The following is a 20213-nucleotide window of genomic DNA, read 5'->3' on the forward strand; positions in this document are numbered from 1 at the left end:
CTCAGCTCTGCGCTGCTTCGGCCCGCACGAAATCGATGAAGGCGCGCAATGGTGCCGGCACGTGCCGGCGGCTCGGATAATAGAGCGACGGTCCCGGGAAATGCGGGCACCAGGGGACGAGTGCCTCGACCAGCCGTCCCGCGGCCAGCGACGGCCGGACAAAATCCTCGAAAGTCGCATACCATCCAAGGCCATCCTCGGCGGCGCGAATGGCAAGCTCGGGACTGTTGGTGATGAGCGGCGTCTCGGGATCGATCTTCACCGTCTCGCCGTCCTTCTCGAACTCCCAGGGCACGATGGCGCCGCTGAGGAAGCGGTAGCGGATGCATGGCCGATGCAGGAGGTCTTCGGGCCGCTGCGGCGTGCCATGCCGGCGGACATGATCGGGTGAGGCGACCACGGTGAAGCGCTGCGGCGGGCCGATCGGCACTGCGATCATGTCGAGCGCCAGGCTCTCGTCATAGCGGATGCCGGCATCGAAGCCTTGCGCGAACACATCGATCAGATTGTTGTCGACGGTGATCTCGAGGCGGATGCCGGGAAATTGGCCGAGGAAACGCGCGATCATCGGCGCGAGGATCGGCTGCGCCGCACCCGGCACGTTGAGTCTCAGCGTGCCGGTGGGCGTGTCGCGAAACCCGTTCACCTCGTCGATCGCTTCCGTCATCTCGGCAAAGATCGGCGACAGGCGCGAGGCGAGCTTCTCGCCAGCCTCGGTCGGCGTCACCGAGCGCGTCGTCCGGTTGAGGAGGCGGACGCCCAGCCTTTCTTCGAGATGGCGCACCGACTGGCTGAGGGTCGAGACGGCAATGCCGCGCTCCCGCGCCGCGCGCCGGAAATTGCGGTGCCGGACGACGGCAACGAAGGCATCGAGATCGGAAAATTCAGGAAGATTCATTGTTCGGATACCCGCACAGCCCATTCATGATTGAGCGGATTATCGCATGAATTGGCTTGTGGCATCACCCTCTTATCGCTCACCCATCTGAGGAGATTTTCATGAGCATTCGCCGCAAGCTGGGCCGCTCGGGCCCCGAAGTTTCCGCCCTTGGCCTTGGCTGCATGGGCATGTCCGATTTTTATGGGCCCGCCGACCGGGAGGAGAGCATCGCCACCCTCCATGCGGCGCTCGATGCCGGCATCACGCTCCTCGACACCGGCGACTTCTACGGCATGGGCCACAACGAGATGCTGATCGCCGAAGCCCTGAAGGGCCGCCGCCGCGCCGACGTGCTGTTGAGCGTGAAGTTCGGCGCGCTGCGCGATCCGGCCGGCAATTGGCTGGGCTTCGATGCGCGGCCCGCCGCGGTCAAAACCGCGCTCGCTTACACATTGAAGCGGCTCAACACCGATTACATCGATATCTACCGTCCGGCGCGCCTCGATCCGCAAGTCCCGGTCGAGGAGACAATCGGCGCCATTGCCGACATGGTGAAGGCAGGCTTTGTGCGCCACATCGGGCTGTCGGAAGTCGGCAGCGACACGATCCGCAAGGCAGCGAAGGTCCATCCGATCGCGGACCTGCAGATCGAATATTCGCTGATCTCGCGCGGCATCGAGGATGGGATCCTCGCGACCTGCCGCGAACTCGGCGTCGCCGTCACCGCCTATGGCGTTCTTTCGCGCGGCCTGATCGGCGGCCACTGGACTAAGTCGCGCTCCGCCGGTGCCGCGGATTTCCGCAACATGAGTCCGCGCTTCCAGGACGGCAATATCGATCGCAACCTGGCCCTGGTCGAGGCCTTGCGCGGCGTGGCGAACCGGCTCGGCGCGACAGTGGCGCAGGTTGCGATAGCCTGGGTCGCCTCGCGCGGTGATGACATCATTCCCTTGATCGGCGCGCGCAAGCGCGGCCAGCTCAACGAGTCCCTCGCTGCGTCGAATGTGCGTCTTTCGGCTTCCGATCTCGCCGCCATCGAGCAAGCGGTGCCGAAGGGTGCCGCAGCCGGCGGGCGCTATGCGCAAGCGCAGCTCGCGCATCTCGACAGCGAGCGGTGATCACCCAGCGAGACAGGTCCGCCACAAACAGAGCATGAGCGCCAGGGTCACCGACATGACCCTGGCAATTAACCTCGCACCCGCCCCCATCGCTCACTCACGCCGATTTGGGTATATAGGCGCGTAGCCGGACCCGGGACGCCCAAGACTGCCTCACTGATCGTCTGTACTCAATCAACGCGAACAAGAGGGGCCTCACAATGACACTCGACAAGCTTGTCGATCTTGACCGTTCACTCACCGAGTTCAACGAGCGCGTCCAAGAGAGGGTCGGACAGAACCTTCGGATGATCTCCTTGAGCATGTATGGGAATCCAGAAGATCCACGTTTCTCCGCGGTGTGGGACGAACGCCCGCAAACCCTCCTTCCTCTAAAAATTGCACTCGCCAAGAACCGCAATGATTTCAAGAAAATCTGCAAAGACAATCTTGCCGCCGAATTCTATCCTGTCTTGGTCTCGGCGACCGGCGGTGAAGCAGGTGCCCGCTTTTCCGCTGTGTTCGAACAATCCGTCAGACCGCCCATCGTACCTCCCGAAATGAGTTTTCACCAATTGCTCGATGCCTTTAAAGCCGAGGTCGAGACTCGCGCCGAAAAACAGTGGATCATTCATAATGCGACTATTTATGACGACGCCACAACCGCCTCGCGCGTGACTGCGATCTGGCGGAAAAATACAACAAACACAGCGTGGATGGCGTATGCGGGCTTGAGCGAAGCCGTGCATAACCAATATTTCAAGGCCGAAACGGACGGTTGGGCACGATTGGCATTTGTCACCGCTTCCAGCCGGCACCGTTTTCTTGCCGTCTATCGCGATGATCAAATCGCTCCCATCGGCACGGGCTTCGCGCAGGAATTCTACGGCAGCATCCGCGAATTCAAGATGAAGCGGCCGGAGTGGTTGGAGAAGGGATTCTACCACCAATATTTTCAGGGCTTCGGATCAGGACTCAAGCGGCGCTATGTCGCCCTTTATGTGGTGAGCAACAAGCCGATCGAGCGCACGGCGCGGATCAACGGAAAGCCTCAGGTCGACGCCATCGACAATGCCGTTCTGAAATGGATGAAGCACAGCAATATTCGCGGCGCAGCGCTGGCAATCGTCAAGGATACCCGACTGGTGCTGGCGCGCGGCTACACATGGGCTGAACCCGACTATCCGGATGTGACGCCCAAGACAATGTTTCGGCTGGGAAGTTGCAGCAAGATGATCACGTCGCTCTCGATCCATCAGCTTGCCGCCGAGGGAAACCCTAAGCTCGACGATCCGATTGCCCCGATTCTGCAGCTCAAAACGCCTGATGGCCAAGATCCACAAGATCCAAAGGTGACCGCGCCAAATCATGAACCCTATCTCAAGACGACGGTTGGAGGGCTCCTGGAAAGCACCTGCAAGATCAATGCCGACTATGAGAAGGCGAACTTGGCAATCGTAGAGGCGGCTGGGAAAAAAGGGCAAGTTCCGGCGACTCACGATCAGATCGCCTCATGGATCATTACTCAGCCGCCCGAGACGCAAATAGGACCGAACGACGGCGGATTCTTTCTTGCGGCTGAAGTGGTCAAACGTGTTCGCGGCGTAGAAGCATATGAGGAAGTATTCGAGCCCCTGATCCTCAAGCCGCTGAACATCTCACGCTTCAAGATCGCGCACTCACTGCACAAGGATCAAAAGCCGGAAGATGCACGTCATCACGCGCGCGAACTGACGGTGGTGAAGAGCGTCATGAGTCCCGATAGGCCCTTCGTGCATTGGGGACACGGGGAAGACAACTATCAGACATTCGCCGCCTCAGGCGGGTTCGCGGCGGCCGCGCTCGATTATGCCCGCCTTTTGGCGGCGCTCAACTGCAAGCCTTACAACCCGCTGGGTAGCACGACTGTCGACTCGCTCATCGGCAGCGCAAAAGCCAGCGGCAAAGGACATGGTTTCGATGCGTTCGAGCTGGTTGACCCTGTCAAGGACCTCTACCAGGCGTACAAGGGCGGTTTGCTCGATATCGCGCAGACCGGAATTTATTTTGAACCCGGCGGAATTAGCTATGTGATGCTGTGGAACGGGCTGCATTACGGGAAGAGCCTGCGCGATTTCGACCCCAAAAACAATGAATGGTGGCCCAGGTTTCACGAGGTTCTGACCCCCGCGAAAGCACAAGCGTGGTCGTCAACCGATCTTTTTCCTGATCCCGATTACGCGATGCCCTCCTTCCCCGCGACCGAAGGCAACTGGCGGCACTGCACGAAATGCCAGTCCCTCTACTTGCACGGGAACCCACAGGGAGATTGTCTCGGCGAAGGTAAACATGACCCAGGCATGGGCAATATTGCCAATTATCACCTGATGGTGGACTCCACCATGGATTATGGTGAAAAGAACTGGCGCAGATGCATCAACTGCCGCTGCCTGTTCTTCGATGGCGACCAGACTGGCAAATGCACGGTGGGCGACAATCACGATGCGGGACGAACGAGCTCGGAATACAGCCTCGTCGTCGATTCTCCCTACAACGAGCACGACGAAAATTGGCGCAGATGCAAGAAGTGTCAGACTTTGTTCTCTGAGGGCACCGGTTCAGGGAAATGCGCGGCTGGCGGGGCGCATGAGAGCAGTCAGAACGGCGTCTACAGCATCGCAGAGACATAGAAGCCGCGGTCAGCCGTTGAGATAGGTCCGCCACAAATAGATGATGAGACCCACCATCAGGATCACCGAAAGGATCCTGGCGATGCGCTTCCCCAGGATCTCGATCTTGTCGTCCTCGGGCGGGTCGTGCGGATGCGACCCGGTGATGATCTTCTCCGACTGCTGGTCGAGCCGTTTCAGCGCCGCGCGGGCTTCCTCCTCGCGATCGGACTTCGTCATGAGGCCCGCCTTTCGATCCGCTCCATATCGGCATCCGACAGACCGAAATGATGGCCGATCTCGTGAATGAGCACATGGGTGACGATGGCGCCCAGGGTCTCCTTGTGCTCGGCCCAGTAATCGAGAATGGGGCGGCGGTAGAGGAAGACCATGTTGGGCAGCGCACCGGTATGAGCCAGCTCCTCGCCATGGGCGAGTCCTACCCCCTGGAACAGGCCGAGCAGGTCGAAGTCGCCGGCTTTCATGTCGGTGAGGACATCGTCATCCGGGAAATCCTGGACCCTTATGATGACATTGCCGGTGAGCTCATGGAAAGCCTTGGGCAGGCGCGCATAAGCCTCGCCTGCGAGCGCGTCCAGATCCTCGAGCGACGGCGCTTCGAGGCCGGTCAGTTCATGCAGAGGAAGCCGGTGGCCTGGCAGAGATCTAGTCCTTGGGCGGTCATGGCGTTCACGGTTGTATAGGCCGCAAGGCTGCCCGTAACCAGCGTCAGGATAACAAGAGCCATAAGCACACGGCGAAGGAACCGTGTATCTGCCGCATTCGTCGTAATCACTGGAAGCACTCCCCGCCACAGAACCAAGTTGATTGTTGAATCAACCTTAGCGCCTTGATGATGACATAACCCTTAATGGCGCGTTCATCAACCGTTAATCCGCCGTAGCGTTACCGAACTCACACTTTAAACGAAGAGCGAGGTGCCACAGGCACTTGCCGGGCGTTGACGGCGCGCGAGCGGGAAGCCGCCCTGACAAGGCGGCTGCCACAATTCTTAACGCGGATGAGGCCGCGCTGAGGCGTCAATGCCAGCGCCGGATGTCAACGAAATGACCGGCGATGGCGGCGGCGGCCGCCATTTGCGGCGACACCAGATGGGTGCGGCCCTTGTAGCCCTGGCGGCCCTCGAAATTCCGGTTGGAGGTCGAGGCGCAGCGCTCGCCGGGCTTGAGCTGGTCCGGATTCATGCCCAGGCACATGGAGCAGCCGGGCTCGCGCCATTCGAAGCCGGCGGCGACAAAAATCTTGTCGAGGCCTTCCTCCTCGGCCTGGATCTTCACCAGGCCGGAGCCGGGAACGATCATGCCCTTGAGCCGATCATGGATCTTGCGCCCTTCGACGATCTTGGCGACGGCGCGCAGGTCCTCGATGCGGCCATTGGTGCAGGAGCCGATCCAGATCATGTCGAGCGGGATGTCGGTGATCCTGGTGCCGGGCTTGAGGCCCATATAGTCGAGCGCCCGCCATTTCGACTGGCGCTTGCCCTCATCGGCGATATCGTCCGGGTTGGGCACGCTGCCTTCGATCGAGACGACGTCTTCGGGGCTGGTGCCCCAGGAGACGATCGGCGGCAACGATGCCGCATCGAGCTTCACCACGCGGTCGAAATGGGCGCCGTCATCGGTCCTGAGCGTCTCCCAATAGCGCAGCGCTTTATCCCAGTCCGCACCCTTGGGCGATTTCGGGCGGTCCTTCAGATAGGCATAGGCCTTTTCGTCGGGCGCGATCATGCCGGCGCGCGCCCCGCCCTCGATCGACATGTTGCACATCGTCATGCGCCCCTCCATCGAGAGGTCGCGCACGGCATCGCCGGCATATTCGATGACCGAACCGGTGCCGCCGGCGGTGCCGATCTCGCCGATGATGGCGAGGATGATGTCCTTGGCGGTGGCACCTTGCGCCAGCTTGCCGTCGACCTGGACCAGCATGTTCTTGGCCTTCTTCTGGATCAGCGTCTGGGTGGCGAGCACATGCTCGACCTCCGACGTGCCGATGCCATGGGCGAGCGCGCCGAAGGCGCCATGGGTCGAGGTGTGGCTGTCGCCGCAGACGATGGTGGTACCGGGCAGCGTAAAACCCTGCTCGGGACCGACGACATGGACGATGCCCTGGCGGCGGTCGAGCTCATTGTAATATTCGATGCCGAAGTCCTTGGCGTTCTGCGCCAAGGTCTCGACCTGGGTGCGGCTCTCGGGCTCGGCGATGCCGTGGCTCCGGTCGGTGGTCGGCACATTGTGGTCGACGACGGCGAGCGTCTTCTCGGGGTGGCGCACCTTGCGGCCCGACATGCGCAGACCCTCGAAGGCCTGCGGGCTCGTCACCTCATGGACAAGGTGGCGATCGATATAGAGGAGGCAGGTGCCGTCCGGCTGCTCATCCACCAGATGATCGTCCCAGATCTTGTCGTAAAGCGTGCGCGGTGCCATCGGAAAACATCCTGTAAACTGGGTATGATCTACGCGATCATGCCTGAAACCAGCCTTTTAGCGGCATTGCCCCCCGAGTCAAATCCCGCCCGGCGCATCCCAAGACTGCCATAATGGCATGCATTGATCGCCGCCCATGATCTCCCGCCGTACTGTCGTCCTTTCGCTCGCCGGCCTTGCCGGCGCCGCTGCCTTGGCCAGCCTTGTCCCGGCGCATCGCCTGGATGTGGTCGCCCAGGTGCTGCTCGATCCTCGTCCCTCAGCCCCGCCACGCGACATGCCGGTATTCGCCCGCGCCGAGGACGATGCCGGCCGTCTCATCGCTGCCGGGCTGTCCCAGGTCGGCGTCACCCTCACCTATGACGCGGCCTATGTCACCTTGACCTATCCGGGCGGCGACGTGCCGCCCGAGCGCGGCGTGTGCACCGACGTCATCGTCAGGGCCTATCGCTCAGGGCTAGGCCTCGACCTGCAGAAGCTCGTCCATGAGGACATGCGCCAGGACTTTGCCGCCTATCCCCAGGCCTGGGGCCTGAAGCGGCCGGACCGCAATATCGACCACCGTCGCGTGCCCAATCTGCAGACCTTCTTCACCCGCCAGGGCGCCCAACTGCCGCTGTCGGACACGCCTTCCGATTTCCGCCCCGGCGACATCGTCACCCAGATGCTGCCCGGCAATCTGGCGCATATCGCGCTGGTCACGCATCTGGCCTCGCCCGATGGGAAGCGCCCGCTCTGCGTCCACAATATCGGCGCCGGTGCAAGGCTCGAGGATATCCTCTTCGCCTACCGGCTGACCGGCCATTACCGTTTCAGGCTTTGACCGGGCCGAAGGCCTTCTGCATCAGGCCGCATACGCAGCCGGCGAATTTCGCCGGATCAGTGACCTGCTCGCCATCCATGACCCGGGCGAGATCGAGGAGCAGGCTGGAAGCCTCGCCGAGCTCCGGGCAAGCGCCACGCTCTTTGGCCGTCGCGGCCAAGGCCTGGATCAGCGCATGGCCGGCATTGATCTCGAGGACGGGCTTCGAGACCTTCACATCGGTCGTGCCTTGCCGCGCCAGGAGCTTTTCCAAGGTGCGGTCGAGCGCCTGGTCGCTGGCGACGAGGCAGACGGGACTGTCGGTGAGCCGCTGTGATTTGCGCACATCGGCGACCTGATCGCCGAGCGCCTGCTTGATGACGGCGATGAGCGTCGCCGTGGCGCCTTGATCGGCAGCGTCTTCCTTGGACGCTTCCTTTTCGAGCGGCACCAGATCGAGATCGGCCGCCCCTTGCGTCACCGACTTGAACGGCTTGCCGTCGAAGCCCAGCGCCAGGCGCACCCAGAAGGAATCGACCGCATCGGTGAGAAGAAGTACTTCGACGCCCCGTGCGCGAAAACCTTCGAGCTGCGGGCTCATCCTGGCCTTCGCCTCGTCCTCGGCGGTGAGGTAATAGATCGCCGTCTGATTGGCCTTGAGATCGGCGACATAGTCCTTGAGCGTCACGCCGTCGCGCCTCGTCGTGTTGAAGCGCACGATCTCGAACAGCTGGTCGCGCCGCTCCATGTCCTCATAGAGGCCTTCCTTGATGACGGGACCGAAGATCTCCCAGATCGTCTTCGCCTTCTCGGGCTCGGCCTCGAAGCATTTCTTGAGCTCGGCGAGCACCTTGTTGGTAACCGCCTTGCGGATCGCCGCCACTTGCGGATTGTGCTGCAGCATCTCGCGCGAGATGTTGAGCGGCATGTCCTCGCTGTCGATCACGCCACGCACGAAGCGGAGATAGGCGGGCAGCAATTCGGCGTCGTTGGTGATGAAGACGCGGCGCACATAGAGCTTCTGCCGGCCGCGCCGTTCGGGGTCGTAGAGATCGAAGGGCTTCTCGCCCGGCACGAAGAGCAGCACCGTATATTCATGCCGGCCTTCCGCTTTGTAATGGATGGTGAGGGCGGGATCGGCATAGGCGCCGGTGATATGGCCGAAGAACTCCTTGTACTGGTCGGGGGTGATCTCGGACTTGGGCCTGGTCCAGATCGCCGAGGCTTCGTTGATCTGGCGCGTCGTTTCGGGGCCCGCCGCGAGCCGGATCGGATGCGCGATGTGGTCGGAATAGGCGCGCACCACGTGCTCGATCTTCCAGTCCTCAAGGAATTCCAGGGCGTCGTCCTTGAGATGGAGCACGATGCGGGTGCCGCGCGCCGGCGCTTGGGTCTCCGCCACAGGCTCGACCGTGAAGGTGCCGCTGCCGTCGGATGCCCACAGGAAGGCTTGCGCCTCGCCCGCCTTGCGCGAGATCACCTCGACCTTCGCCGCCACCATGAAGGACGAATAGAAGCCGACGCCGAACTGGCCGATGAGATGGATGTCGCCCTTGGCCGTCTTCGCCTGCTCCATGAAGGCATGGGTGCCCGATTTGGCGATGGTGCCGAGATTGTCGATGAGCTCGGCCTCGTTCATGCCGATGCCGTTATCGGCAACGGTCAGCGTCTTGGCCGTCTTGTCGGGGGTGATGGTGATGGCGAGATCGGCATCGCCGGAAATGAGCTCCGGCGTGGCGATCGCCTCGTAGCGCAATTTGTCGAGCGCATCGGCTGAATTGGAGATGAGCTCGCGCAGGAAGACGTCGCGGTCGGAATAGACCGAATGCACCATGAGATGCAGGAGCTTCGCGACTTCCGCCTGGAAATTGTGGGAGTGCGCTTCATTCGCCGGCGGCGTCTTCGCCTCAGCCTTCGCCATCTTGACAACCCTTCTGCCAGAATTTGCTCAGGCATTTGGGGAAAGCCGCTCGGCCCGTCAAGATGCAGGGTGCGCGCTGAAAAAGAAGCGGCCGGTTTTCACCGGCCGCGAACTCTCAAATACGCCTCACTCACAGAAGGGGAGATGGTATCGGCCCGGCGGCACTTAGCTACGGGGGGCTGGGGGGCTGAGATTTCCGACGCTTCGCACCAGCCGGGCCATTGAGGCAACGATTGAAGTGTGCCGGTCCAAGATGTCTCCGAAAGGGCCGGAATGCGGCGGCAATGTGAAACTTTGTTACCCGCAGGGAAGGTCGTCTTATCCTGCACTTCGATCCGAATCTCATCGATTCCAACGGCTTGCCCTTCATCATGGAAAAGCAAGCTTGCCAATCAGGCACGCTCGGTCCATGCTCTGACTGAGAAGGAGGCGCGGAAATCCCGGTGAGCGATTTCGAGCCGATAGTTTCCTTCCGGTCGCGTCCGGCTGGTACGCGTTCGGAACCGAAAGACACCAGCCCCCCGGCGAAGAAGACCGCTTTCGACCGGAAAGAACTCAATATTATTCTCAATCTCTATGGCTCCAAGGTCGCCGAAGGCGAATGGCGCGATTATGCGCTCGATTTCGGCAGCGACACCGCGACCTTCTCCATCTACCGCCGCACCAGCGAGGTGCCGCTCTACCGGATCGTCAAGGACATGACGCTGGCGCGCCGCCAGGGCGCCTATGCGGTGATCGCCCAGGGCGGGCTGATCCTGAGGCGCGGCCATGACCTGGCGCAGGTGCTGCGCGTGCTCTTCGGCAAGCCCAAGCTGGTGACGATCTAAGCTCCGTCCCGCACCAAAAGAAAACCCCGGATGTCGCCATCCGGGGTTGGAGTTATCGCTTTGCGCCGAGGCTTATTCGCGACTGCCGAACAGCCTGAGCATCATGAGGAACAGGTTGATGAAGTCGAGATAGAGGTTGAGCGCGCCCATGAGGATCTTCTTGCTCATGGTCTCGCCGTCATCGGCCTCGAAATACATCTCCTTGATCTTCTGCGTGTCATAGGCGGTGAGGCCGGCGAAGACGAGGACGCCCACCACCGAGATCACGAATTGCAGCGCCCCGTTCGGCCAAAACAGGTTGACGAGGCTCGCGATGATGATGCCGATGAGGCCCATGAACAGGAACGAGCCCCAGCCAGTGAGGTCACGCTTGGTCGTGTAGCCCCACAGACTCAAGGCGCCGAAGGTCGCCGCCGAGATGAAGAACACGCGGGTGATGCTGTTGCCCGAATAGACGAGGCCCAAGGTTGAGAAGGCGACGCCATTGAGCGCGGCATAGATCCAGAACACCGCCTGGGCGGTGGCCGCCCGCATCGCCTGAATGCGGAACGACAGGAAGAACACCAGCGCGACCGGCGCCAGCACGAACACCCACATCAAGGGCGACTGGAACAGCGTCTGACCGAAGGGCGTGAGCTGGCCGTTTTGGACCGCCAGCATATAGGTGCCGGCAGCCACGGCGCCCGTGACCGCAAGGCCGGAGGCCATGTAGTTGTAGACGCCGAGCATATAGGACCTGAGGCCCTGATCTATCTCGGCTTGTGTGCCGGCGCGGGTCTGCGCCTGCGGTTGATATCTTACTTCAGCCATTTAGGTGCTCCCTCCAGAATTCGAAACACGCGACGCATATGGGGGGTCCGACCCCCAGCGTCAAGCAGTCAAGATATTGAACTCTCTCACAACTTTGCGATGAGGTCCATCTTTTGGGCAAGTCTCACGTCGAGCTCGGTTAACCCGCCCGCACTATGGGTCGAGAGGACGACGTCCACCTTATTGTAGACATTGGACCATTCCGGATGATGGTCCATTTTCTCGGCCGCGAGCGCTACCCTCGCCATGAAGCCGAAAGCCTCGCTGAAGGTCTTGAACTTGAAGCTCTTGGCAATGGCGTCCCTGCCCGACAGCTCGCTCCAGCCGGAAAGCCCAGCCAGCGCTTTCGCCCGTTCGGCCGCGGAAAGCTTCTCGGGCATCAGACCGTCGCCCCCAGTGAATAGGCCTCCTCGACCGCATAGGGCCCGCCGCCGCGGGAGGGCCTCGAGGAGAACAGCACGAAGCGGTCCACCTCGAAGAAGCGGCTGGCGAACAGGCTGTGCGCCGCGATGAAGCGATGGACGTGATCGAGCGTCGTGTCGCGCAGGCGCGCCAGCGTCACATGCGGGGTGAATTTGCGCTGCTCGGGCGGCATGCCGAGCATCTGGCAGATGCGCTCATGCGTGTTCTGCAGGCGCCTGAGCTCCGGACTTTCGGCGACGCTGGCATAGAGCGAATGCGGCTTGTTGCCGCCGAAAGCGTCGATGCCTTTGAGCCGGAGCGTGAAGGGCTTCGCCGAGACGGCATCGAGTTCGGCTGCGATTTCGCGCGCCAATCCGTCATCGATGTCGCCAATGAAACGCAGGGTGATGTGATAGGAGTCCCGGTCGATCCAGCGAGCCCCCCATATGCCGCCTTTCATGAGATCAAGCTCGAAGGCGACGTCGCTCGGGATTTCGACACCAGTGAACAAGCGCGGCATGGCGGGCCTCCTTTCGAAAGCGAAAGCTCGTTTGTCGCGTGAGCAGCAGCCTTACGCTAACGCGATTCGTGAAGAATAAAAGGGGTTATTTCGCGGAAGCCTGCTTGAGCAGGTCTTCCGTGATCGGAAGGATTCGTGAGACGATCATATCCACTCCTTTGCTGTTGGGATGGAGCCCGTCCGGCTGATTGAGGGCCGGCTCGGCGGCGACGCCGTCGAGGAAGAAGGGGTAGAACAAGACGCCGTGCTTCTCGGCGAGGCGCGGGAAAAGGGCGTCGAATTTCTTCCCATAGTCGGGACCGAGATTGCGGGGTGCCAGCATGCCGACGAAGAGCACCGGCAGCTTGCGCTTCTTGAGCTCGCTCAAAATCCGATCGAGCGCCTTTTCGGTGGCTTCCGGGTCGACCCCCCGCAAGGCGTCATTGGCGCCCAATTCGACGATGACTGCGTCGATTTCCGGCACCAGCGACCAGTCGAGCCGCTCGGCGCCGGCGCTCGAGGTGTCGCCCGAGACCCCGGCATTGGCGATCACGATATCGTGACCCCGGGCCTTGAGGGCGGCTTGGAGCTTCGCGGGAAAGGCTTCTTGCGGATCGACGCCGAGGCCAGCGGTCAGGCTGTCGCCAAAGGCCAGGATATGGATGGTTTGCGCCTTGAGCGGCGAAGCGGCGACGAGGAGGCCCAAAAAAAGTGCGAATAACCCGAATCGCATGCCCAATAGGTAGGAACTCCTTGTGACAACAGCAAGTCATGGGCTTGGCCCATATGGACAATTCTAAGCCACTCCACCATTTAGGCCAGATGCCCGCCCCGCTGATTTCCTTAAAAGATGTTCATCTGACCTTGCCGAGCCGCGCCGGCCCGGTCGACATATTGCGCGGCATCGACCTCACCGTGCCGGCGGGCGAGGCGCTCGGCATTGTCGGACCGTCAGGCTCCGGCAAGACCACCTTGCTGATGGTGATCGCCGGCCTCGAGCGCGTGAGCCTGGGCAGCATCACCGTCAACGGGACCGACCTCGAGGGCAAGAACGAAGATGCGCTCGCCCGTTTCCGCCGCGACGCGATCGGCATCGTCTTCCAGTCCTTCCATCTGATCCCCACCATGACGGCGCTCGAGAATGTCGCCGTGCCGCTCGAATTCAAGGGCGTCCATGACGCGCTGGAGCGCGCGCAAAAGCATCTCGAGCGCGTCGGCCTCGGCCACCGCTTGAGCCACTATCCGGGCCAGCTCTCGGGCGGCGAGCAGCAGCGCGTCGCCATTGCCCGCGCCTTAGCGTCCGGCGCCAAGATCATCCTGGCGGATGAGCCGACCGGCAATCTCGACCTCGACACGGGCGCTGCCATCATGGATCTGCTGTTCACGCTCAAGCAGGAAGAAGGGGCGACCCTCCTCCTCATCACCCATGATCCGGCTCTCGCCAAGCGCTGCGACCGCATCGCCAGCGTGCGCGACGGCCGCATCGTCTCGGGCGCTCATCCGTGAGGCCCGATCTGTGGCTCACTTATGCCTGGCGCGATCTGCGCTCGGGGCTGCAGGGCTTCTGGATCTTCCTCACTTGCCTGGCGCTCGGCACCGCGGCGATCGCCATCGTCGGCTCGCTCGGCGCCGCCATCGATCGCGGCCTCGTCGAGCAGGGTCAGCCGCTGCTCGGCGGCGATGTCGAAGTGGCGCTCATCCATCGCGAGGCGACGCCGCAAGAGCTCACCTTCCTCGCCAGCAAAGGCACGGTGTCCAAGGTCGGAAGCCTCAGGGCCATGGCGCGCGGCAACGACATGACGGCGCTGGTCGAGATCAAGGCGATCGACGATCCCTATCCGCTCTATGGCACGCTCGACCTCTCGCCCGCGGGTGATCTCAAATCAGCGGTCGCCGGGGACGGTGTCGCTGTCGATCCCGTCCTGCTCGAGCGTTTGAATCTGCGCCTCGGCGACAAGGTCCGCATCGGCGATGCTGATTTCACCATCAAGGCCACGATCCTCAAGGAGCCCGACCGCATTTCCGACGGCCTCGCTCTGGGTCCCCGGGTGATGATGAGCGAAGCCTCTCTCGCCGCGACCGGCCTCATCCAGCCGGGGAGCCTCATCACCTGGAAATACCGGGTGAAGATGGCCGACGGCACCAGCCTCAAGGAGGTGCGCGAGGTGGTGCGCCAGGCGCAGGAGGACCATCGCGATTCAGGCTGGCGGGTGCGCAATCGCGGCAGCGCCGCACCGGGCGCCGATCAATATATCGAGCGGCTCTCCTATTTCATGACGCTGGTCGGCCTGACCGCGCTCATCATCGGCGGCGCCGGCATCGCCAATGCCGCCTCGGCCTTCGTCAACCGCCGCACCGCGGCGATCGCGACGCTCAAATGCCTGGGCTGCACGCAGCGCAACATCACCGGCATCTATCTGACCGAGATCCTCCTGGTGGCGCTGCTCGCCATCGCCATCGGCCTCGCGGCGGGCGCGGTGGCGCCGATGATCGCCAAGGCGACGATCGGCGATTTGATCCCCTTGCCTTTGACGGCGGGCGTCGAAGGACGACCGCTGCTGCTCGCGGCCGTATTCGGCATGCTGGTCGCGCTCGCTTTCACCATGTGGCCGCTCGCCCGCACGCGCCATGTGCCGGCTTCGGCCTTGTTCCGCCATCATGTGCAGGCCTTCGCCGGCTGGCCGGGCTTTGGCGCCTTGATCACCATCGCTTTGTCGCTCGGCCTCATGGCGGTGCTCGTCTATGCGAGCTTCGCCGATGCGCGCATCACCACGATCTATCTGTCGGGTCTTGCCGGCAGCTTCGTCGTGCTCCTGGGATTGGCGGCGGCGATCGTCCATGTGACCCGCAAATTGCCGCGGCCGAAGAGCGCGATCTGGCGCTATGCGCTGTCCAATGTGCATCGTCCGGGCTCGGCGGCGATCTCCGTGATCCTGGCCCTCGGCCTCGGCCTCACTTTGTTCGTGACGCTGGCGCTCACCGACCGCACCATTTCGACCGAGCTCACTTCCGGCATTCCCGACCGTGCGCCTTCCTTCTTCTTCCTCGACATCCGCAATGACGAGAAGCAGGCCTTTCTCGATCTCGTGCGCAAGGAGCCCGGCGTCACCGCCGTCGAGACGGCGCCGATGCTGCGTGGCCGGATCACCAATCTCAAGGGCGTGACGGTGGAGAAGGTGCAAGCCTCGCCCGATGCCGCATGGGCCTTGCGCGGCGATCGCGGTCTCACCTATGCGAGCGACCTGCCGCAGGGCTCGACGCTCACAGCCGGTGAATGGTGGCCGGCGAATTATTCCGGGCCGCCGCTCGTCTCCTTCGTCGATGAGGTCGCCAAGGGTTTGGACCTGGGGCTCGGCGATGACATCACCGTCAATGTGCTGGGCCGCGACGTGACCGCCAAGATCGCGAGCTTGAGGAAAGTGAACTGGCGCTCGCTCGACATCAACTTCCTGATGATCTTCACGCCCGACACGCTGAAGCAAGCGCCGCATCAGAACATCGTCACCGTCGAGATGGCGGGCGGCGATGAAGGCAAACTCTTGAATGCGGTTTCCCGCGCCTTCCCGACCGTGACCGCGATCAGGGTCAAGGATGTGGTCGCCACCGTGACCGATCTCCTGACCCAGATGCTGGCGGCGATCAGGGGCGCCAATGCGCTGACCCTCATCACTGGCATCCTCGTCCTCGCCGGCGCCCTGAGCGCCGGGCTTTCGGGCAGGCTCTATGACGCGGTCGTGCTCAAGACCTATGGCGCGACGCGTATCGAGCTCATCCAGGCCTTCATCATCGAATATGCGATACTGGGCCTTGCTTCCGCGGTCTTCGGCATCACTGTCGGGGCGCTAGGATCCTGGTTCCTGAGCTTTTGGATCCTCGAAATGCCCTGGGCCTTCTCCTGGGCGACTGCGATCGTCACCGCTCTTCTCGCCATGGCGCTCGCCATCGCCGCGGGGCTCACCGTCACCTGGCGGGCGCTCACCGCCAAGCCCGCGCCGATCCTCAGGGACGAGTAGCCGTCGCGCATTGCGGTGATCTCGCTAGATTGAGGATGGCGAAGCTCGCCAAAGCGAGAAGCCACATGCCAAGGCCGCCATAGAGCATCACCCAGCCGAAACCTTGGGTGAGCGCGCCATGGACGATCGCCGCCGGCTGGTCGAAAGACGTTACGCGTCCCGAGGCGATGCCTTCGGCGAGGTTGCGCAATTGCGCGGGCTCGAGCGACGCCGGAAGCGTCTGCTCGAGATAGGCGAGCACGCCTTCCACCAGGACGAAGCCCATCACCGCGATGTTGATGGCGAGCGCGATGAGCCGGGCGCTGGTATCGATGCCGGAGGCCATGCCGGATCGATCGGCCGAGACCGAGCTCGTGGTCGTGTCGGTGACGGGCGTGCTGGTGAGCCCGATGCCGATGCCGGCGAGGAGCGCCCCCGGCAGCAAGGTCAGCCAGGTCGGATTTTCGACACCGCTGCCGAACCGCATCAGGATGAAGCCTGCACCGATGGTGAAGAGGCCCAAGGGAATGACGCGGCGCGCGTGATAGGTGACGAGCAGATATTGCGCGACGGGCGTCATCACCAGGAAGGGCATGGTGTAAGCAAGCAGCACGAGGCCGGTGACCTCGCTGTCATAGCCGAGACCCAGAGTGAAATAGATCGGCAGATAGATCATGAACGGCCAGTAGCTGAAGTTCATGCCGATGCAGCCGAGGATGGCGCCCGAGAAATTGGGTATCTTGAACACCGAGAAGTCGAACATCGGATGCGCCGTGAAGAGCTCGGCGGTGATGAAGGCGATGAAGCTTGCCAGCGTCGCGGCGATGATGGCGAGCGCCGACGGGCTGGTGAAGCCGAGATCGGCCCCTTGCGTGATGTAGTAAGTGAGGCCGAAGACCGCAGCGGTCAGCGTGACGATGCCGGGGAGATCGAGCCGCTTCGCTTGCGGATCGCGTGATTCGCTCACCCCGGCGAAGGTCAGAGCGAGGGTGAGTGCTGCGAGCGGCACATGCGCTAGGAACACCCATTGCCAGGTGGAGAGCGCTATGATGAGCCCGCCGATGATCGGGCCGAAGCCGAGCCCGATGCCGGCGATGACGCCCCAGGTCGCGAAGGCGCGGGCGCGCTCGCGGCCCTCGCGGAATTGATGCGACAGCACCGCGATGGTGCAAATGAACATCGCCCCGCCGGCCATGCCCTGCAGGACCGCCCGATGATGAGCAGGGAAGCACTGGGCGCCAGGCCGCAGATGAGCGAGGTCACGGCGAAGCCCGCCGTCGCCAGCGCGAAGACCCGCCGGCGGCCGAAGCGGTCCGCCAATGTGCCCACCGCCATCAGCACTGTCGTGCAGGCGATCGTATAGGCGTTCATGATCCACTGCATGTCCTTGAAGGAGGCGCCGAGCACTGTTTCGAGGGTCGGCAGGATCACCGGGACGCTCGAGATCTCGAGCCCGAACATCAAGGCCGCGAGACAGACGGCGAGAAGGGCAAGGGTATTTGGGCTTTGGGCGGAAGCGATCATTGCGCAAGGTCCTCAAGGCTTCGGTCCCTTGCGAGATAGTCCGGCGCCAACCATATAAAAATGGGATGATTTCATATTTCAGAGATAACAATCTAGAATGAGCCTATGACCACCCTCGATGTGGAATCGGTCCAGGCCTTCGTGATGGTGGCCGAGCTGCAAAGCTTCACCCGGGCGGCCGAGACGCTCGGCACCACCCAGGCCGCGATCAGCGTGAAGCTGAAGCGGCTGGAGGACCGGCTGGGCTTCCGGCTGATCGAAAGGACGCCGCGGCGCGTGCGTCCCTCGGCCAAGGGAGCGGCTTTCCTGTGCGCGGCGCGCGAATTCATCGCCGCCCATGAACGCGCCGTGGCCGGGCTTTCGGCGACCCCGCGCCGCCTCGCTCTGGGCTTCATCGACCATGTGGCGGGGGCCGAGTTTCCGGGCCTTCTGTCGCGGCTGCATGCGCATGATCCGGCCCTGGTGATCGAGGTCCGGATCGACGTCGCCCGCAATCTCCTCGCTGCCTATGACAAGGGCGCCCTCGATGCGGTGATCGTGCGCTGCGAGGACGATCGCCGCCAGGGCGAGGTCTTGACCGAGGAGCATCTCGGCTGGTTCGCGGCGCCGGGCTTCACGCGCGCCCAGAACGAGCCCTTGCGGCTCGCCTCCTTCGCGCCGACTTGTGCTGAGCGCATCATGGCGACACGCGCCCTCGATACGGCCGGCATCGCCTGGACGGAGACCTTCGTCGGCGGCGGCATGCCGGCGATCGTCGCCGCCGTGTCGGCCGGGCTCGCGGTCGCCCCCTTGACCCATCGCGTGGCGCCCGCCGGCCTCGTCGAGGTGAGCGAGCAATTGGGTCTGCCGCGCCTGCCGTCGTCGAATATCGTGCTGCACACGACACTGACCGACGCTAGGTCACGCGCGGCCTTGCGCATTCTCGCCACCGCTTTCCGCGAACATCGTGTATCCTAGAGCCGACGAGCCAGGCTGGCGAAAGGGAATCATGGTCGTACTCAACCGCATCTATACGCGCACCGGCGACAAGGGCGACACGGCGCTGGGCTCGGGCGAGCGGGTGCCGAAAACCCATTTGCGTATCCAGGCCTATGGCACGGTGGACGAGACCAATGCCGTTCTCGGGCTCGCCCGGCTCCACACCAAGGACGAGCGTTTCGCGAGGCTCGATCAAATGCTGGCGCGCATCCAGAACGATCTCTTCGATTTGGGCGCCGATCTCTGCGTGCCCGACACCGGCAAGGATCTGGGCTACGAGCCCTTGCGCATGACGGCGCATCAGACGGAACGGCTCGAGGCCGAGATCGACGAATTGAATTCGGCCCTTCAGCCCTTGCGCTCCTTCGTGCTGCCGGGCGGCCATCCCGCCGCCGCGCATCTCCATCTCTGTCGCACCGTATGCCGGCGCGCCGAGCGCCTCATCGTCGAGCTCAGCCTCGATCCGAAAGAAGACGTGAGCGACGGTGTCCTCACTTTCGTCAACCGATTGTCCGATTTCTTTTTCGTGGCCAGCCGCTGGGTGAATGCTCAAGGTAGCGGCGACGTGCTCTGGGTGAAGGGGGCGAACCGCTGATGTTCGTGCCGCTTCACGACAACACGCCCTTGCAGGTCATCCGCTTCCAATATGTGACGGGCGCGCTCATCGCTATCAATGTCGTGGTCTTCCTGATGACCGGCGCCTTCACCAGCGAGGAAGGACTGTGGACCTATGCCTCGGGCTACGGCATCATTCCCGTCGAGCTCATCCACTTCGTCGATCCGCCCGACGCCTATCATCCGGTCCCCGAGCCTCTGACCCTCATCACCTACGAGTTCCTGCATGGCGGCTGGATGCATCTCATCTCCAACATGCTGTTCCTGTGGGTCTTCGCCGACAATGTCGAGGATGCCTTCGGTCATTTCGGCTTCCTGATCTTCTATCTGATCTGCGGTGCTGCCGCCGGCATGCTGCACACGCTGGTGCAGTCGCAATCGCCTGCCCCGCTCATCGGCGCGTCCGGCGCGGTGTCGGGCGTTCTCGCCTCCTATCTCCTGCTCTATCCCAAGGCGCGCGTCTGGATCCTGCTCTTCCTGCGCATCCCCTTGCCCCTCTCGGCCTTCTGGGTCTTGAGCGGCTGGTTCGTCCTGCAGATTGTCAGCGCTTTCATGACCACCGAGGAGAATGCCCAGGTCGCCTGGTGGGCCCATATTGGCGGGTTCCTCGCCGGCCTCATCCTCACTTTCGTGCTGCGCTCGCGCCTTCTGGTCCGCGGCTCGCCGGCCCCCGCTCTCACCCCGCAGCGGGATGAGGAATGAGGAACACGCCGCAACGTCGCAGGCGGCATGGTTTTGCCGCTATCGGCGTTGACTCAACTCGGTGTGATCTCT

At 62.8% G+C, this 20213-nt stretch carries 18 protein-coding genes and 1 pseudogene; 9 read left to right on the forward strand and 10 right to left on the reverse strand.

All coding sequences use genetic code 11. The features are described 5' to 3' along the window. Position 1 precedes the first annotated feature (1 nt). On the reverse strand, positions 2-898 hold the full coding sequence (locus DS839_RS12470; RefSeq protein ID WP_119270650.1) for a LysR family transcriptional regulator: 897 nt from the start codon (positions 896-898) through the stop codon (positions 2-4). 101 nt (positions 899-999) lie between these two features. On the opposite strand from DS839_RS12470, the gene DS839_RS12475 reads away from it, so the two are divergent. Together DS839_RS12475 and DS839_RS12480 are read left to right on the forward strand one after the other, a co-directional pair. Continuing rightward, entirely contained in the window at positions 1000-1998 is a 999-nt protein-coding gene (locus tag DS839_RS12475) for an aldo/keto reductase (protein WP_119270651.1), read from the forward strand. Between the two features lie 200 nt (positions 1999-2198). Beyond that, positions 2199-4646 carry a serine hydrolase gene (locus DS839_RS12480; RefSeq protein ID WP_119270652.1) on the forward strand — a complete coding sequence of 816 codons (2448 nt, stop codon included), beginning with the start codon at positions 2199-2201 and terminating at the stop codon, positions 4644-4646. 9 nt (positions 4647-4655) lie between these two features. Here the strand turns inward: DS839_RS12480 and DS839_RS12485 are convergent, their stop codons facing one another. The 3 genes from DS839_RS12485 to leuC form a co-directional block, all read right to left on the reverse strand. Further along, the gene (locus tag DS839_RS12485; protein ID WP_119270653.1) at positions 4656-4865 is read right to left on the reverse strand and encodes a hypothetical protein; all 210 of its coding nucleotides are present in this window, start codon (positions 4863-4865) and stop codon (positions 4656-4658) included. Next, positions 4862-5266, reverse strand: a complete 405-nt coding sequence (locus DS839_RS12490) for a metallopeptidase family protein (RefSeq protein WP_119270813.1) — start codon at positions 5264-5266, stop codon at positions 4862-4864. The genes DS839_RS12485 and DS839_RS12490 overlap by 4 nt, the downstream gene beginning before the upstream one ends. 399 nt (positions 5267-5665) lie before the next feature. Continuing rightward, positions 5666-7069, reverse strand: a complete 1404-nt coding sequence (gene leuC, locus DS839_RS12495) for a 3-isopropylmalate dehydratase large subunit (RefSeq protein ID WP_119270654.1) — start codon at positions 7067-7069, stop codon at positions 5666-5668. 136 nt (positions 7070-7205) lie between these two features. Here leuC and DS839_RS12500 point away from each other — a divergent pair, with 136 nt between their 5' ends. Next, entirely contained in the window at positions 7206-7892 is a 687-nt protein-coding gene (locus DS839_RS12500) for a DUF1287 domain-containing protein (RefSeq protein ID WP_119270655.1), read from the forward strand. Here DS839_RS12500 and htpG read toward each other — a convergent pair. Beyond that, positions 7882-9792, reverse strand: coding sequence for a molecular chaperone HtpG (gene htpG, locus DS839_RS12505; protein WP_119270656.1), 1911 nt, complete (start codon positions 9790-9792; stop codon positions 7882-7884). The genes DS839_RS12500 and htpG overlap by 11 nt on opposite strands. 443 nt (positions 9793-10235) lie before the next feature. Here htpG and DS839_RS12510 point away from each other — a divergent pair, with 443 nt between their 5' ends. After that, positions 10236-10619: a DUF2794 domain-containing protein gene (locus DS839_RS12510; RefSeq protein WP_119270657.1), complete on the forward strand. Its 384-nt coding sequence runs from the start codon at positions 10236-10238 to the stop codon at positions 10617-10619. Positions 10620-10691: 72 nt separating this feature from the next. Here the strand turns inward: DS839_RS12510 and DS839_RS12515 are convergent, their stop codons facing one another. The 4 genes from DS839_RS12515 to DS839_RS12530 form a co-directional block, all read right to left on the reverse strand. Beyond that, positions 10692-11429 carry a Bax inhibitor-1/YccA family protein gene (locus DS839_RS12515; RefSeq protein ID WP_119270658.1) on the reverse strand — a complete coding sequence of 246 codons (738 nt, stop codon included), beginning with the start codon at positions 11427-11429 and terminating at the stop codon, positions 10692-10694. Positions 11430-11515: 86 nt separating this feature from the next. Continuing rightward, complete coding sequence (locus DS839_RS12520) at positions 11516-11809, reverse strand: 4a-hydroxytetrahydrobiopterin dehydratase (protein ID WP_119270659.1); 294 nt, start codon at positions 11807-11809, stop codon at positions 11516-11518. Then, positions 11809-12351: an RNA 2',3'-cyclic phosphodiesterase gene (gene thpR / locus DS839_RS12525; protein WP_119270660.1), complete on the reverse strand. Its 543-nt coding sequence runs from the start codon at positions 12349-12351 to the stop codon at positions 11809-11811. Before thpR ends, DS839_RS12520 begins: the two co-directional genes overlap by 1 nt. 85 nt (positions 12352-12436) lie before the next feature. Further along, a complete protein-coding gene (locus DS839_RS12530) occupies positions 12437-13063 on the reverse strand; it encodes an arylesterase (RefSeq protein ID WP_119270661.1) in 627 nt (208 codons plus the stop codon). Between the two features lie 89 nt (positions 13064-13152). On the opposite strand from DS839_RS12530, the gene DS839_RS12535 reads away from it, so the two are divergent. Continuing rightward, complete coding sequence (locus DS839_RS12535; protein WP_119270662.1) at positions 13153-13836, forward strand: ABC transporter ATP-binding protein; 684 nt, start codon at positions 13153-13155, stop codon at positions 13834-13836. Continuing rightward, positions 13833-16343, forward strand: coding sequence for an ABC transporter permease (locus DS839_RS12540; RefSeq protein WP_119270663.1), 2511 nt, complete (start codon positions 13833-13835; stop codon positions 16341-16343). The genes DS839_RS12535 and DS839_RS12540 overlap by 4 nt, the downstream gene beginning before the upstream one ends. On the opposite strand, the pseudogene DS839_RS12545 reads toward DS839_RS12540, so the two are convergent. Beyond that, positions 16330-17846: pseudogene (locus DS839_RS12545) on the reverse strand (MFS transporter). The gene DS839_RS12540 and the pseudogene DS839_RS12545 overlap by 14 nt on opposite strands. Before the next feature lie 105 nt (positions 17847-17951). Here DS839_RS12545 and DS839_RS12550 point away from each other — a divergent pair. From DS839_RS12550 to DS839_RS12560, 3 genes are read left to right on the forward strand one after another with little or no spacing between them, the layout of a single operon-like run. Next, positions 17952-18803 carry a LysR family transcriptional regulator gene (locus DS839_RS12550; protein WP_119270664.1) on the forward strand — a complete coding sequence of 284 codons (852 nt, stop codon included), beginning with the start codon at positions 17952-17954 and terminating at the stop codon, positions 18801-18803. 31 nt (positions 18804-18834) lie between these two features. Then, complete coding sequence (locus tag DS839_RS12555) at positions 18835-19419, forward strand: cob(I)yrinic acid a,c-diamide adenosyltransferase (protein WP_119270665.1); 585 nt, start codon at positions 18835-18837, stop codon at positions 19417-19419. Continuing rightward, positions 19419-20141 (forward strand): rhomboid family intramembrane serine protease, encoded by a 723-nt coding sequence (locus DS839_RS12560; protein WP_119270666.1) that lies wholly within the window; start codon positions 19419-19421, stop codon positions 20139-20141. Before DS839_RS12555 ends, DS839_RS12560 begins: the two co-directional genes overlap by 1 nt. Positions 20142-20213 lie beyond the last annotated feature (72 nt).

The sequence above is a fragment of the Taklimakanibacter deserti genome (assembly GCA_003574785.1).

Excerpts from the sequence above, each read along its gene's own strand:
- DS839_RS12470 (WP_119270650.1), bottom strand. The coding sequence starts at position 898 with ATGAATCTTCCTGAATTTTCCGATCTCGATGCCTTCGTTGCCGTCGTC.
- DS839_RS12475 (WP_119270651.1), top strand. The coding sequence starts at position 1,000 with ATGAGCATTCGCCGCAAGCTGGGCCGCTCGGGCCCCGAAGTTTCCGCC.
- DS839_RS12480 (WP_119270652.1), top strand. The coding sequence starts at position 2,199 with ATGACACTCGACAAGCTTGTCGATCTTGACCGTTCACTCACCGAGTTC.
- DS839_RS12485 (WP_119270653.1), bottom strand. The coding sequence starts at position 4,865 with ATGACGAAGTCCGATCGCGAGGAGGAAGCCCGCGCGGCGCTGAAACGG.
- leuC (WP_119270654.1), bottom strand. The coding sequence starts at position 7,069 with ATGGCACCGCGCACGCTTTACGACAAGATCTGGGACGATCATCTGGTG.
- DS839_RS12500 (WP_119270655.1), top strand. The coding sequence starts at position 7,206 with ATGATCTCCCGCCGTACTGTCGTCCTTTCGCTCGCCGGCCTTGCCGGC.
- htpG (WP_119270656.1), bottom strand. The coding sequence starts at position 9,792 with ATGGCGAAGGCTGAGGCGAAGACGCCGCCGGCGAATGAAGCGCACTCC.
- DS839_RS12515 (WP_119270658.1), bottom strand. The coding sequence starts at position 11,429 with ATGGCTGAAGTAAGATATCAACCGCAGGCGCAGACCCGCGCCGGCACA.
- DS839_RS12520 (WP_119270659.1), bottom strand. The coding sequence starts at position 11,809 with ATGCCCGAGAAGCTTTCCGCGGCCGAACGGGCGAAAGCGCTGGCTGGG.
- thpR (WP_119270660.1), bottom strand. The coding sequence starts at position 12,351 with ATGCCGCGCTTGTTCACTGGTGTCGAAATCCCGAGCGACGTCGCCTTC.
- DS839_RS12530 (WP_119270661.1), bottom strand. The coding sequence starts at position 13,063 with ATGCGATTCGGGTTATTCGCACTTTTTTTGGGCCTCCTCGTCGCCGCT.
- DS839_RS12535 (WP_119270662.1), top strand. The coding sequence starts at position 13,153 with ATGCCCGCCCCGCTGATTTCCTTAAAAGATGTTCATCTGACCTTGCCG.
- DS839_RS12550 (WP_119270664.1), top strand. The coding sequence starts at position 17,952 with ATGACCACCCTCGATGTGGAATCGGTCCAGGCCTTCGTGATGGTGGCC.
- DS839_RS12555 (WP_119270665.1), top strand. The coding sequence starts at position 18,835 with ATGGTCGTACTCAACCGCATCTATACGCGCACCGGCGACAAGGGCGAC.
- DS839_RS12560 (WP_119270666.1), top strand. The coding sequence starts at position 19,419 with ATGTTCGTGCCGCTTCACGACAACACGCCCTTGCAGGTCATCCGCTTC.